Annotated in this window: 15 protein-coding genes; 1 reads left to right on the forward strand and 14 read right to left on the reverse strand. The window is 61.2% G+C overall.

Annotated elements, in window-relative coordinates; all coding sequences use genetic code 11:
• Positions 1 to 13: 13 nt before the first annotated feature.
• The 14 genes from C2H86_RS07460 to hmpA form a co-directional block, all read right to left on the reverse strand.
• The gene (locus tag C2H86_RS07460; RefSeq protein ID WP_159412047.1) at positions 14 to 394 is read right to left on the reverse strand and encodes a lysozyme inhibitor LprI family protein; all 381 of its coding nucleotides are present in this window, start codon (positions 392 to 394) and stop codon (positions 14 to 16) included.
• 11 nt (positions 395 to 405) lie between these two features.
• Complete coding sequence (locus C2H86_RS07465; RefSeq protein WP_159412048.1) at positions 406 to 963, reverse strand: hypothetical protein; 558 nt, start codon at positions 961 to 963, stop codon at positions 406 to 408.
• On the reverse strand, positions 960 to 1,523 hold the full coding sequence (locus tag C2H86_RS07470) for a GNAT family N-acetyltransferase (protein ID WP_159412049.1): 564 nt from the start codon (positions 1,521 to 1,523) through the stop codon (positions 960 to 962). Before C2H86_RS07470 ends, C2H86_RS07465 begins: the two co-directional genes overlap by 4 nt.
• A gap of 193 nt (positions 1,524 to 1,716) precedes the next feature.
• Positions 1,717 to 1,968, reverse strand: a complete 252-nt coding sequence (locus C2H86_RS07475) for a DUF3077 domain-containing protein (RefSeq protein WP_159412050.1) — start codon at positions 1,966 to 1,968, stop codon at positions 1,717 to 1,719.
• A complete protein-coding gene (locus C2H86_RS07480) occupies positions 1,961 to 2,215 on the reverse strand; it encodes a hypothetical protein (protein ID WP_159412051.1) in 255 nt (84 codons plus the stop codon). Before C2H86_RS07480 ends, C2H86_RS07475 begins: the two co-directional genes overlap by 8 nt.
• Positions 2,216 to 2,538: 323 nt before the next feature.
• Complete coding sequence (locus tag C2H86_RS07485) at positions 2,539 to 2,922, reverse strand: YkgJ family cysteine cluster protein (RefSeq protein ID WP_079229671.1); 384 nt, start codon at positions 2,920 to 2,922, stop codon at positions 2,539 to 2,541.
• Positions 2,923 to 3,073: 151 nt separating this feature from the next.
• Positions 3,074 to 4,282 carry an alanine transaminase gene (alaC, locus tag C2H86_RS07490; protein WP_159412052.1) on the reverse strand — a complete coding sequence of 403 codons (1,209 nt, stop codon included), beginning with the start codon at positions 4,280 to 4,282 and terminating at the stop codon, positions 3,074 to 3,076.
• Between the two features lie 274 nt (positions 4,283 to 4,556).
• The gene (cyoE, locus tag C2H86_RS07495) at positions 4,557 to 5,444 is read right to left on the reverse strand and encodes a heme o synthase (RefSeq protein ID WP_159412053.1); all 888 of its coding nucleotides are present in this window, start codon (positions 5,442 to 5,444) and stop codon (positions 4,557 to 4,559) included.
• Positions 5,445 to 5,455: 11 nt separating this feature from the next.
• Positions 5,456 to 5,788, reverse strand: a complete 333-nt coding sequence (gene cyoD, locus C2H86_RS07500; protein WP_103445642.1) for a cytochrome o ubiquinol oxidase subunit IV — start codon at positions 5,786 to 5,788, stop codon at positions 5,456 to 5,458.
• Positions 5,788 to 6,411: a cytochrome o ubiquinol oxidase subunit III gene (gene cyoC / locus C2H86_RS07505; protein ID WP_159412054.1), complete on the reverse strand. Its 624-nt coding sequence runs from the start codon at positions 6,409 to 6,411 to the stop codon at positions 5,788 to 5,790. The genes cyoD and cyoC overlap by 1 nt, the downstream gene beginning before the upstream one ends.
• A gap of 3 nt (positions 6,412 to 6,414) precedes the next feature.
• Positions 6,415 to 8,433, reverse strand: coding sequence for a cytochrome o ubiquinol oxidase subunit I (cyoB, locus tag C2H86_RS07510; protein ID WP_159412055.1), 2,019 nt, complete (start codon positions 8,431 to 8,433; stop codon positions 6,415 to 6,417).
• A gap of 3 nt (positions 8,434 to 8,436) precedes the next feature.
• The gene (cyoA, locus tag C2H86_RS07515) at positions 8,437 to 9,381 is read right to left on the reverse strand and encodes a ubiquinol oxidase subunit II (RefSeq protein WP_159412056.1); all 945 of its coding nucleotides are present in this window, start codon (positions 9,379 to 9,381) and stop codon (positions 8,437 to 8,439) included.
• Positions 9,382 to 9,939: 558 nt separating this feature from the next.
• Positions 9,940 to 10,446 (reverse strand): disulfide bond formation protein B, encoded by a 507-nt coding sequence (locus C2H86_RS07520; protein WP_159412057.1) that lies wholly within the window; start codon positions 10,444 to 10,446, stop codon positions 9,940 to 9,942.
• Positions 10,447 to 10,800: 354 nt separating this feature from the next.
• Complete coding sequence (gene hmpA, locus C2H86_RS07525) at positions 10,801 to 11,979, reverse strand: NO-inducible flavohemoprotein (protein WP_159412058.1); 1,179 nt, start codon at positions 11,977 to 11,979, stop codon at positions 10,801 to 10,803.
• A gap of 155 nt (positions 11,980 to 12,134) precedes the next feature.
• Between hmpA and norR the strand changes: the two genes are divergently transcribed.
• Positions 12,135 to 13,688: a nitric oxide reductase transcriptional regulator NorR gene (gene norR / locus C2H86_RS07530; protein WP_159412059.1), complete on the forward strand. Its 1,554-nt coding sequence runs from the start codon at positions 12,135 to 12,137 to the stop codon at positions 13,686 to 13,688.
• Positions 13,689 to 13,728 lie beyond the last annotated feature (40 nt).

Raw genomic sequence — 13,728 nt, forward strand, 5'->3', positions numbered from 1 at the left:
GCCTCAGGCAAGGTCACTGCCCGGGGCTGAGCACCCGCTCCAGCTCCGCCGCTCGCTCGCGGGTCATGTCCAGCACACACATGCCGCCTTCGAGCTGCGCCATGGTCCCGCCACTGGCCTGTATGTGGAACCTGCAGTTGGCATCGCGGTAGGCGATCCACTGCCGCTGCACATCGCGCAGGCTCTTCTGCGGCCCCGATTCAAGCTTGCTCGTCAGCTGCTTGTAAACCCGGTTCAGGCGCTGGTCCTGAAGTTGGGTCTCTGCCTGGATGCAACTGCTCATGGCCACCGTGCTGGAGGCTTTGTCCATGCACTGGCTGTAGGCCGGCGAGTTGTCATCGGCCAGCGCCACCGGCGCAACGAAGGCCAGTAGCATCAGGTATCGCTTGTTCATCGCAAATCCCTTCATAGCGTTTGTACCGGCTCTGGCGGCATCAGCACCTTGCCCGGCTCGAATTGCAGCGCTGGCATCTGGGTCGCCGCATAAGCGGCCACGGCCAGCGCCGCGATCAGGGCGACATCCAGCCAGTTCCAGCCCGGCACATCGTCACTGCTGCGCGCGGTCCAGCACTGCCAGGCCTGGCCCACGCAGAACACTGCGATCGCTGCTAGCCACAGGTAGAAGCCCGCGCCGAAACCGGTACGGTTGGTGAATTCATAGCTGATGTTGTCTGGCAGGCGTTCGATACCGAAGCTGGTGGCGGCCAGGTACAACGCGCCCAGCCCAAGCAGCAACGCCAGCCGACGAAAGCGTCGATGGCAAAGAATCGCGACCGCCAGCAGCGGGTTGGCGAACCACTGGAACATCCCGAAGGGGATGCCCCAGGGCCCATACAGGAACATCTGCAGTGCCGGCATATGCCGGCCTGCGCTCAACTGGGCGCCGTCGAAGGCCAGGCTGAGCAGGTAAAGGGCAAGGCTCAGGGTCAGGTAGAAGGCCGGTAAGCGGGCGCTCAGGGTCATGCGACTGGCGGCTCCAGCAGCAGGCCGTAGATGCCCGAATCGGTCAGCTCGCCCGCCACGCACCAGCGCGCCCGCAGCGTGCCTTCGAGCACGAAGCCCTGGCGTTCGAGGGTGCGGGCCGAGCCTTGGTTGCGTGGGTCGATCTCGCCTTCCAGACGGCGCATGTGCAGGGTATGGGCGATGTAGTCGATGAAGCAGGTCAGCGCTTCGTCCATGTAGCCCCTGCCCTGCACCGCGCTGGCCAGGCAGTAGCCGATCTCGCCACGGCGCGAGACATCGTCGATGTTGAACAGCTGGACCATGCCGATCAGTTCGCCATTGTCGCGGCGGTACATGCCCAGCTTGAGCTGGTCGCCATTGGTATAGGCTTCGCGGTCGGCGGCCAGGGCGCTTTCGGCTTCGGCCAGGTCTTGCCAGGGTGCATGGTGCCAGTAACGCATGACCTCGGGGTCGGCCATGATCGTCAGCCACTGCACAGCGTCAGCGTGGCGCATCGGCCGCAGCTGCAGGCGCGGGCTGTCGAGGCAGAGGTCAGTCGGGAAACTGCGGGGTGGGGTCACGCCGGATCTCCTGTCCATTGCTGGGGAGATGACAGTTTAACGTCATGTGACCGGTTCAAGCATCCCGGGGCTGCTTTGCAGCCCATCGCCGGCAAGCGCGGCTCCGACAGGAGTGTCACAGGGCCGAGGCTTGCGCTGTACCTGTGGGAGCCGCGCTTGCCGGCGATGGGCCGCAAAGCGGCCCCAAAAACTATCAGGCGCTGCGGTTCAGGCCCATTTCCATGTCATTTATCAGCGCCTTGGCCATGGCACTGAGAATCCGCGTCGCACTGCCCGCGATCAGGTTGCTCTCCATCTCGGCCTCTTCGCTCAGGTGGCGAATACACCCCAGCAACACCGACAGCTCATCAAAGGCATGATCGAGCGGGATACCGGGCTGGATGGCGTACAGGTCGAGAAAGGTCTCCTTGCCTGCCGTGGTTCGGGACTTCAGCTCATCAGTCATGGGCCACCTCGAGCTTCGCCATATGAGCGAACAGCGCTCGGAGCAGTTCGGTGAGGATGGCGAGGTTTTCCTGCACGACTTTGCGCTGCTCTTTATCTTCGGTTTTCAGATAGAGCTGGATGGTGTTGGAAAGGGCATCCATGAGCACGGCGGCGTGGGGCTTGGCATCTTCGAGGGACAGGTCGGAAATAATTGAAATGTAGGGGATAGGAAAAGAAGGAGGTGGATCAGGTACCAACTTTTTCATGGTTGTCTCCAATGGCTTAAATGGAAGCAACCGCCTCAATCCTTCTCACAGATTAGGGTGGCAGCCGTGCGCGAGGTGAGAAGCCCGTGTTGGAGACATCACGGTCAGACCGAAGCCTGCACGCGCACAGCTGCCATAAAAATGGCCGTCTACCAACAACGAGTTCTCACACTCGCTCGCCAATGTGGGCGAGCCATGAAGTTATCGCTGAAGCAGTTCCCTGCCTATCAGACGGCATCCGACAGAGGCCGTAGGATAAATCGCCACCCCCACCCTGCTGAAGCATTTGGTTTCAGATTCAGACATTTCTTACAGCTGATGTCTCAGGCCACCTCGGCCCCATCATCCGGCCAATGCGGCTCGTTGGCCCCCGGCGGCGTCAACGGCGGCAGCCCATAGGCCGCCCGCGCATCGTCACAACTCGGGTTATGCACCCCGCCCTCCCACGACGCCTCGAACTCACGGCATGGGCTGGAACGGTTGGCGTAGATGGTGCACGCCACCTCGGTACCGATCTCGCCCTGCAGGCTCACACAGCGGCAAGGCTTGGCGTCGGTGCCGATCATGGCAACGCGGGTGGGGTTGATCTGTACCACCAGGTCATCCGGCACAAGGCCGCCGGCAGACTGGCATTCGCCCCAGAAGAAGGACACACGGAAATACCCGCAGCAGGCGCCGCAGTCAAGGCAAGGGTTGTATTCTGACATGATGGCACGGAAGGAGGGTTGTTGTTATCGGGGCTGGGCCCGCGCGCCATTTGTAATCGAAGCCAGGTCGGCTGAGAAGAGGGGCAATGCAAAAATAGTTTGCCGTTGATCCGGCAATCCCGAGCCCGCCTGAGCGGGCCCGGGTGAAGCGTTACTTCTGGGTCAGGCCATCGGCCCGGAACATCTGGCGGATACCGCGGATCGCCTGGCGGATGCGGTCCTGGTTCTCGATCAGGGCGAAGCGCACGTGGTCATCGCCGTAGTCGCCAAAACCGATGCCCGGCGATACGCAGACCTTGGCATCAGCCAGCAGCTTCTTGGAAAACTCCAGCGAACCCAGGTGCGCGTACTGCTCCGGGATCTTCGCCCACACGTACATCGATGCCTTGGGGTTCTCGACCATCCAGCCCAGTTCATGCAGGCCCTTGACCAGCAAGTTGCGGCGCTGGCGGTACTGCTCGGCGATGTCACGCACGCACTGCTGGTCGCCTTCCAGCGCGGCGATGGCCGCCACCTGCAGTGGGGTGAAGGTGCCGTAGTCGTGGTAGCTCTTGATCCGTGCCAGGGCGCTGACCAGCTCAGGGTTGCCGACCATGAAGCCGATCCGCCAGCCGGCCATGTTGTAGCTCTTGGACAGGGTGAAGAACTCCACCGCGATGTCCTTGGCGCCAGGTACCTGCATGATCGACGGGGCCTTCCAGCCGTCGTAGACGATGTCGGCGTAGGCCAGGTCGTGCACCACCAGCACGTCGTACTGCTTGGCCAGGGCCACCACGCGCTCGAAGAAGTCCAGCTCCACGCACTGGGCTGTGGGGTTGGACGGGAAGCCGAGGATCATCATCTTCGGCTTGGGGATCGATTCGCGGATCGCCCGCTCCAGTTCGTTGAAGAAGTCTACCCCTGGCACCAGCGGCACCGAGCGCACCTGGGCGCCGGCGATCACGGCACCGTAGATGTGGATCGGGTAGCTCGGGTTGGGCACCAGTACGGTGTCACCATGGTCGAGGGTGCCGAGCATCAGGTGCGCCAGGCCTTCTTTCGAGCCGATGGTGACAATGGCTTCGCTTTCCGGGTCGATATCGACCTCGTAGCGCTCCTTGTACCAGTTGGAGATGGCCCGGCGCAGGCGTGGAATACCGCGGGAGGTGGAATAGCCATGGGTGTCATCACGCTGGGCGACCTGCACCAGCTTCTCGACGATGTGCGGCGGGGTCGCGCCATCGGGGTTGCCCATGCTCAGGTCGATGATGTCCTCGCCACGGCGGCGGGCAGCCATCTTGAGTTCGGCAGTGATGTTGAAGACGTAAGGGGGGAGACGATCGATGCGCGCGAAGCGGCGCGGCGAACCTGGATTGGCCATGGTTTCCTCTGGAGACGTAAGCGCCCGGAACCGTCCGAGCGACGCTGGCCGTTGCGGCGGCCTGAATCAGAAGATAGTGCCGAAACAGGATGCCTGTAAAGGACAATTTCCTGTTTTGTTAGAACTTTTCAGATTTATTGTTCGAGAATCAGAGTTTTATGTTTTCAAGCCAAGCCTCTTCGCGGACACGCCCGCGAAGAAGCCAACACAAAAATCTCAGGCATAAAAAAACCCGGCGCAATGGCCGGGTTCTTTGGTGAAGCACTCGCCTCGATCAGCGCGCGTAGGTCATCAGCACGTCCGCAGCGGTCTGGCTGTCCACACCCATCATCACGCTCAGGGCAGTGACGGTGAGGATGGAGAAGCCGAACACCTTGCGGGCCCACTTGCTGTCGTCTTCAGCTTTGTAGCCACCCCAGGCCATGTACAGCCAGTACAGGCCCATGGCTGCCGCCACGGCCAGGTAGCCGAGGCCGGCGTAACCGCCGAGGGTGAGCATCAAAGTGGCGAGCAGGAACGCCAGCACGTAAAGCACGATCTGCTTCTTCGCCGCGAGGACACCACGTGCCACCGGCAGGACCGGAATGTTGGCAGCGCTGTAATCCTTGAAGCGGAAGATCGCGATGGCAAAGCTGTGCGGCATCTGCCACAGGCTGAACATCACCAGCAGGGTCACTGCAGCCAGGTCGAAGCTGTTGCTCACGGCGCAGTAGCCGATCACCGGAGGCATGGCACCAGACAGGCTGCCGACCAAGGTGCCGTGCACCGACTTGCGCTTCAGCCAGAGGCTGTAGAAACCGACGTAGACGATGAAGCCAATCAGCGCGCAGAACGCCGACAGCGGGTTGGCCTGGACATACAGCAGGCTGAAGCCCGCCACCCCGAGAAGGGTGGCGTAGATCAGCGCGAGGGTCAGCGACATGCCACCCTGCACCATGACGCGGTTCTTGGTGCGCTCCATCTTGTGGTCGATGTCACGGTCGATGCAGTTGTTGAACACGCATCCGGACGCCACCACCAGCGAAGTACCGATCACCACCGCCAGGAACAGGGCGAAGTCCACATGGCCCTTCGAGGCAAGGAAGAAACCGCCTGCCACGGAAAGCACGTTACCGAAAATGATCCCCGGTTTGGTGATTTGGATAAAGTGCTTTACGGACATGCAGTCTTACCTCACTTGGCCATCATTTCGAAGTGGATGCTGAACATGATCCACAGCGACAGGCCGACCAGCAGAGCGATTACCATCGCGGTGAACAGGAACGTCGACACATTGGAACGCTGCTCTTTCGAGCGGTCCATGTGCAGGAAGTACACGAGGTGTACCACTACCTGAATCACAGCCATGGCCACGATGATCAGAACGGTCAGGTTCTTCGGCAGGCTTGGCGACATGGCCAGGCCGAACGGGATCGCGGTCAGGATGATCGACAGGATGAAGCCGATCATGTACGACTTGACGCTGCCGTGGTTACCTTCGTGATGAGTGTCGTGTGCGTTAGCCATTACAGAACTCCCAGCAGGTAGACGACGGTGAATACGCAGATCCAGACCACGTCCAGGAAGTGCCAGAACAGGCTCAGGCAGCTCATGCGGGTCTTGGCGGTCGGCGTGATGCCGTGCTTGTTGATCTGGTACATCATGATTGCCATCCAGATCAGGCCGGCGGTCACGTGCAGACCGTGGGTGCCTACCAGGGCGAAGAAGCCCGACAGGAAGCCACTGCGAGTCGGGCCGAAGCCTTCGCTGATCAGGTGATGGAATTCATAGATTTCCATCGCGATGAAGCCTGCACCGAACAGGAAGGTCACAGCCAACCAGCCCAGTACGCCCGCTTTCTTGCCGTCGAACATCTTCAGCATGGCGAAGCCGAAGGTGATCGAGGACAGCAGCAGGAACAGCGTTTCTACAGCTACGAAGTCGAGCTGGAAGATGTCGTGACCCGACGGGCCGCCGGCAAAACTGCCGGACAGCACCGCGTAGGTGGCGAAGAGCGACGCAAACAGGATGCAGTCGGTCATCAGGTACAGCCAGAAACCGAGGACGGTCATCTGGCCCGAGTCGTGGTGGTGGTCATCGTGAGCATGGTCATGACCATGCGCGCCACCGTGGATTACTTGACTGGACATTGATTACACCCGTTCAAACGATTCGACACGTGCGCCGGCAGGCAGAGCACCTGCTTTGGCCAGCGCCTTCAGACGCTCGCCTTCGATGCGCGCCACTTCTTCGGCCGGAACCATGTAGCCCTGGTCGTCACGCGCAGCGTGGCGAACGAAGACCGCGATGGTTGCCAGCAGGCTCGCGCCAACCAGCCACCAGATGTGCCAGATGAAAGCGAAGCCGAAGACAGTCAGGAACAGACCCATGAACAGACCGGTAGCGGTGTTGTTCGGCATGTGGATCGCTTCGTACTTGCCCGGCACCTTGTAGGCAACACCGGCTTCCTTGGCTTCGTTCCAGCAGTCCAGGCCAACTTTCTCTGGCATGTGGGCGAAGTTGTAGAACGGAGGTGGCGACGAGGTCGACCATTCCAGGGTACGGCCGCCCCATGGGTCGCCGGTCACGTCCAGGTTCTGCTCGCGATCGCGGATCGAAACGACGATCTGGATCAGCTGGCAGGCGATACCGAACAGGATCAGCACGGCGCCGACAACGGCTACGTACAGGTAGGGTTCCCACAGTGGGTTGTCGGAGTGGTTCAGACGACGGGTCATGCCCATGAAGCCCAGGGCGTACAGCGGCATGAACGCAACGTAGAAGCCGGAGATCCAGAACCAGAAGGCAGCTTTGCCCCACTTCTCGTTCAGCTTGAAGCCGAACGCTTTTGGCCACCAGTAGGCGAAGCCGGCGATGTAGCCGAATACCGCACCACCAATGATCACGTTGTGGAAGTGAGCGATTACGAACAGGCTGTTGTGCAGCACGAAGTCAGCACCTGGAACAGCCAGCAGAACGCCAGTCATGCCACCGATCGAGAAGGTGATCATGAAGCCCAGGGTCCACAGCATCGGTGCGGTGAAGCGCACACGGCCCTGGTACATGGTGAACAGCCAGTTGAACAGCTTCACACCGGTCGGAATGGAGATCAGCATCGTCGCCAGGCCGAAGAAGGTGTTGACGCTGGCGCCGGCACCCATGGTGAAGAAGTGGTGCAGCCATACAGCGAAGCCCAGAACGGCGATGGCGCCCGATGCATAGATCATCGAGTGGTGGCCGAACAGACGCTTGCCGGAGAAGGTCGAAGTCACTTCCGAGAACACGCCGAAGGCCGGCAGGATCAGGATGTAAACCTCAGGGTGACCCCACGCCCAGAACAGGTTGACGTACATCATCGGGTTCCCACCAAGCTCGTTGGTGAAAATGTGGAAGTCCAGATAACGGTCAACAGTCAGCAGTGCGAGTGCAGCGGTCAGGATCGGGAACGAAGCCACGATCAGCACGTTGGCCCAGGTGCAGGTCCAGGTGAAGATCGGCATGTCCATCAGCTTCATGCCAGGTGCGCGCATCTTCATCACGGTGACGAGGAAGTTCACGCCGGTCAGTGTCGTACCCAAGCCTGAGAGCTGTAGCGCCCAGATGTAGTAGTCGACACCCACCCCAGGGCTGTACTGAATGCCCGCGAGCGGCGGATAGGCAACCCAGCCGGTCTTGGCGAATTCACCAACGCCCAGCGAGATGTTGACCAGCAGCACGCCTGCCAGCAGCAGGTAGAAGCTCAGGGAGTTCAGGAACGGGAAGGCAACGTCACGTGCACCGATCTGCAGAGGAACCGCGAGGTTCATCAGGCCGGTGAAGAACGGCATCGCCATGAAGATGATCATGATCACACCGTGAGCGGTGAAGATCTGGTCATAGTGTTCAGGCGGCAGGTAGCCTTCGGAGCCACCGGTAGCGGCAGCCAGCTGGGTACGCATCATGATGGCGTCGGCAAAGCCACGCAGCAGCATGACCATCGCGACGATGATGTACATCACGCCGATCTTTTTGTGGTCGACAGTAGTCAGCCACTCGGTCCACAAGTAGGTCCACTTGCGGAAATAGGTGATAAGACCGACGACAGCGATACCGCCGAGCGCGATCATGGCAAGCGTCACCATGACTATCGGCTCGTGATAGGGTATCGCCTCCAGGCTTAGTTTACCGAACATCTCTTACTCCTCTGCCCCGGCAGCTGGTTGCATACTCGATTCCACACCCTTGGTTGTGGCCAGGTCTTTGCTGCCAGCTTCTTCGTGGACCGGCTTGCCGCGGTTCATACCTTCGTACTTGTCGACGATGGTCTGGAACAGCTCAGCAGGTGCCTCGCTGTACAGCGCGACTGGGTTGTATTCGCTAGGCTTGGCCAGTGCTTCGTATTCGGCCTTGCCCAGTTTCAGTGGCGACTGCTTGACCTCGGCGACCCACTTGTCGAAGTCTTCCTGAGAGGTCGCATTGGCCTTGAATTTCATGCCGGTGAAGCCAGCACCGCTGTAGTTGGCGCTGATACCGTCGAACACGCCGTTTTCGTTGGCGATCAGGTGCAGCTTGGTGGTCATGCCCGCCATCGCGTAGATCTGGCCACCCAGGCCCGGGATGAAGAACGAGTTCATCACGGCGTCGGAGGTGACGCGGAAGTTCACCGGGACGTTAGCCGGGAAGTTGATCTGGTTGACGGTGGCGATGCCCTGTTCCGGGTAGATGAACAGCCATTTCCAGTCCAGCGCGACCACGTCGATCTGGATCGGCTTCACGTCGGAATCCAGCGGACGGTATGGGTCCAGCTTGTGGGTCGACTTGTAGGTGACGTAGCCCAGGGCGATGATGATGATGATCGGGATGATCCACACCGCGAGTTCGATCTTGGTCGAGTGCGACCAGTCGGGGGTGTAGGTGGCAGCCTTGTTGGAAGCACGGTACTTCCAGGCGAACGCCACGGTCATGATGATGACCGGAATCACCACCAGCAGCATCAGGCCGGTCGCGATCAGGATCAGGTTCTTTTGCTCAATGCCGACCTGACCTTTCGGGTCGAGCAGGGTCCAGTTGCACCCACTGAGTAAAAGCATGCCTAAAAAGGGCAATATGCCAAACAGTCTGGGGTAACGCTTTTTACTCATCTCACGACCTCTAGATCAGCTTGCTTCAATGCAATTTGTGTTTTGGTAGCCAACACTTCGTCCTGCCAAGTGCGGCATTTCGCGCCCGTACTCGCTCCTGCCCGGGTCCGACTGCAGGACCTTGGCGCAAAGCGTGTTAGCGGTGCTTATGGTTTCGTAGGCAACAGGCCTGTACTTCAGACCAAGTCCATTTGGTGCGGGAAAACGCGGAGGGGGGTCCGCCCGGTATCGCCGTTGGGCGAAACTTGACGAAGTCAGCAAAAAGGAGCGCTGGGGCTTCCTTCAATCCTGCGACTCGCAAGCAGTGCCGAACGGAAATTGGGGGCGATTGTAGATAGGTCGCCAACCCTTGACTATGACTTATTGAGCAACAGTCCTTTACAGAATCCGTAACAATCCGACTCGACAAATCAACTTCGCGACAGTTTGTCGCACCCCGCTTGCTAGCCCTCGAACCCGCATTTCGCAAGGCTTTGAGGTTGATCTGGATCAAGCGGGAGAGGACTTTTCGCTCTTCTCATCCGGTGCAAAAGACCACACCGAAATCGGGACTTATGTCTAAGACTGGCGCCGGTTGCGGTAGATGCCGAACGGTACCAGGATGGCCGTCAGGACGAACGCCACCAGGGCCCACTGCGCCAGTGACAAACCAAGGATCGGCGGGTACGGCGTGCTGCAGAAGCCGTCGACCTGGAACGCCAGTGGCCAGAGCTTGGCCAGGGGCAGGTCGTCGACGATCGGTTGCAGCGTATCGATGCCGCAACTGACCATGGGGTTGGCGAGTATATACACATGGTTGCCAGCCGCAACGATTCCGCCGATGGCACTGAGCACCACCAGGCCCTCGAACAGGGTCAGGCTGCGGCGCCCAGGCATGGCAGCGGCAATGAACGCGAAGAGGGCGATAAAGAGCAAGGCATAGCGTTGCAGGATGCACAGTGGGCAAGGTGCCTCACCCAGTACCACCTGCATGTACAGCGCTCCGCCGATCAGGGCGAGGCAGATCACCCCCAGCAGCACCAGAAAGCGCCGTTCGCGATTCAGGCGCGATGTTTGTTCGTTCATTGCCGATTCCTTCGATGGATAGGTGGCAGCGTGGTCCGCCCGCCTGAGTGCAATTCTACACGCAGGCATGGCCCGTTAGCGTGTCGAGGAAGCGGCGAGGCAGTACTGCGCAGGGCTATCCGGAGACTCTGTGACCGGCTGCAGCAACGTCGGTTCAACGTCGGCCGGTAAAAAAGCGGCTGCCCGGGTGCCGCGCAGGGGCAAGCCCCTCGACACCCGGGAGTGAAGGATACAGTGATTAAAGGAGGATTAAAGATGAAAGGTGCCCGAGGCACCGTTCATCTTTCCTTATATATAGGCAGGAATTCTTGCGCCTGTGCTTGCCCCCGCGAAGAGGCCAGCACAGTCAATACATCACTCCAGGGCAGCCGCCGGGCCGAAGAACTCGTAGCGGCTCTGCTGCTCTGGCACACCCAGGCCCTTGAGTTGACGCTTGACCGCCGCCATGAAGCCCTTAGGCCCAAGGAAGTAGGCATCCACGTCACGCCCGTGCGGCAGCCACTCGGCCAGCAGGTCCTCGCTCAGCAGGCCCACCGCATCGGCGGCAGCACCACCTTCCGGCTCGGCATAGCAGTAGAAGCGCTTGAGCTGCGGATGGCGCTCGGCCAGGCCGTCGACCCAGTCGCGGAAGGCATGCACGGCACCGTTACGCGCACAGTGGATGAAATGCACCTCACGCGGGGTTTGCAGTGCGGCTTCGAGCATCGCCAGGGTCGGGGTAATGCCCACGCCACCGCTGATCAGCACCAACGGTTTGTCGCTGGCCGCCAAGGTGAAGTCACCCGCAGGCGGGAACAGCTGCAGGGTGTCGCCCACCACCAGTTCATCGTGCAGGTAGCTGGAGACCTTGCCGCCATCCTCGCGCTTGACGCTGATACGGTATTGCTGGCCGTCGCACAGGGCCGACAGCGAGTAGTTGCGGCGCTGCTCGGCACCGTCGATGAACAGCTGCAGGCCGATGTACTGGCCTGGCTCGGCCTTGAGTACCGGCTGGCCATCCACCGGGGCGAAGTAGAACGAGGTGATCTCGCTGCTTTCCTGCTCGCGACGGGCCAGGCGGAATTCGCGAGTGCCACGCCAGCCGCCGGCAGCCTCTTCCTTCTGTTTGTAGAGGCTTTCCTCGGCGCCGATCAGGATGTCGGCCAGCTGGCCGTAGGCAGCGGCCCAGGCAGCGATGACCTCAGGGGTGGCAATTTCCTTGCCCAGCACTTCTTCGATGGCGCGCAGCAGGCAGCTGCCGACGATCGGGTAGTGCTCCGGCAGAATCTGCAGGGCAACGTGTTTGTTGATGATCTGGCCGACCAGGCCACCCAACTGCTCCAGCTGGTCGATGTGACGGGCATACATCAGCACGCCATTGGCCAGGGCGCGCGGCTGGTCGCCGCTGGCCTGGTGGGCCTGGTTGAACAGCGGACGGACCTCTGGGTATTCGCTGAGCATCATCTTGTAGAAGTGGGTGGTCAGCGCCTCACCACCGGTTTCCAGCAGTGGGACAGTGGCTTTGATGATTGCACGTTGTTCGGCATTGAGCATTTGCGACAACTCCTGAGCCTGAGGCTTCAAATGGTTGCCCCTGCTATTACAGCAATCGTGCCAACTTTTTTCGCCAATGAAATCAGGGTATTGACGCCGATCATGTCAAATCGACCTACCCGGGCGTATAGTCAAAACGACCTACAGGAGTCCATATGACTACAAAGCCGTTGCTCACCACCTTGCTGCCCCTGGTCAGTGACCTGTCCCGCGACTTGCCCGACCAGGAGCGCTACCGGCGCCTGCTGCAGGCCATGCGCGGGCTGTTGCCCTGCGATGCCGCCGCGCTGTTGCGCCTGGACGGCGAATGGCTGGTGCCGCTGGCCGTCGACGGGCTTTCGCCCGATACCTTGGGCCGTCGCTTCAAAGTGAGTGAGCACCCGCGCTTCCAGATCCTGCTCAGCCGCCCGGAGCCGACACGTTTTGCCAGCGACTCCGAGCTGCCCGACCCTTACGATGGCCTGGTCAACGCTCATGACGCTGCCCTTGAGGTGCACGACTGCATGGGTTGCCCGCTGATGGTCGACGAGCGCCCTTGGGGCCTGGTTACCCTCGACGCCCTCACCCCCGGCCAGTTCCAGAGCCTTGAGCTGGAGGCCCTGCAGGCCTTCGCCAGCCTCGCCGCCGCTACCGTGACCGTGGCCGAGCGCATCGAGCACCTGGCCTTGCGCGCCGAAGACGAGCATCACCGCGCCGAGATCTACCGCCAGGCGAGCGGCCAGGACAAGGAGCTGATCGGCCAGAGCCCGGCGCACAAGCGCCTGCTCGAAGAAATCCGCCTGGTAGGCGGCAGCGAGCTGACCGTGCTGATCACTGGCGAAACCGGCGTGGGCAAGGAACTGGTGGCCATGGCCCTGCACCAGGCCAGCAACCGCGCCGACAAACCCCTGGTCAGCCTAAACTGCGCAGCCCTCCCCGACACCTTGGTGGAAAGCGAACTGTTCGGCCATGTGCGTGGCGCCTTCACTGGCGCCCACGGCGAACGCCGCGGCAAGTTCGAGCTGGCCAACGGCGGTACGCTGTTCCTCGATGAAGTCGGGGAATTGCCGTTGACCGTGCAAGCCAAGCTGTTGCGCGTGCTGCAGAGCGGCCAACTGCAACGCCTGGGCTCGGACCGCGAACACCGCGTCGATGTGCGCCTGATCGCCGCCACCAACCGCGACCTGGCCGCCGAGGTGCGTACAGGCAACTACCGCGCCGACTTCTACCACCGCCTCAGCGTGTACCCGCTACAGGTCCCGCCCTTACGCGAGCGCGGGCGCGACGTGCTGCTTCTTGCCGGCTACTTCCTCGAACAGAACCGATCGCGCCTTGGCTTGAACAGCCTTCGGCTGAGCAGTGAAGCGCAAGCAGCACTGCTGGCGTATGACTGGCCGGGCAACGTGCGCGAACTCGAACACCTGATCGGTCGCTCGGCCCTCAAGGCCATGGGCCAACACCCGGAGCGCCCACGCATCCTCACCCTGGAAGCCAGCGACCTCGACCTGCGAGCCGCCCAGCCAGCCACGATAGCGCCCCTTGCCCATGCCACGCCTGCAACCCTCGCGGTACCCGTCGGCGGCCTGCGCGAAGCACTGGATGATTACCAGCGCCAGGTGATCGATGCCTGCCTGCAACGTCATCAGGACAACTGGGCCGCAGCAGCCCGCGAGCTGGGCCTGGACCGTGCCAACCTGAGCCGCCTGGCCCGTCGCCTGGGGCTTCGCTGACCCCACATTCACTAAAGGACTACCCGGAAAGCCATCTGGT

Source organism: Pseudomonas putida, assembly GCF_009883635.2.
In the GTDB taxonomy this organism is placed as follows: Bacteria; Pseudomonadota; Gammaproteobacteria; order Pseudomonadales; family Pseudomonadaceae; genus Aquipseudomonas; species Aquipseudomonas putida_W.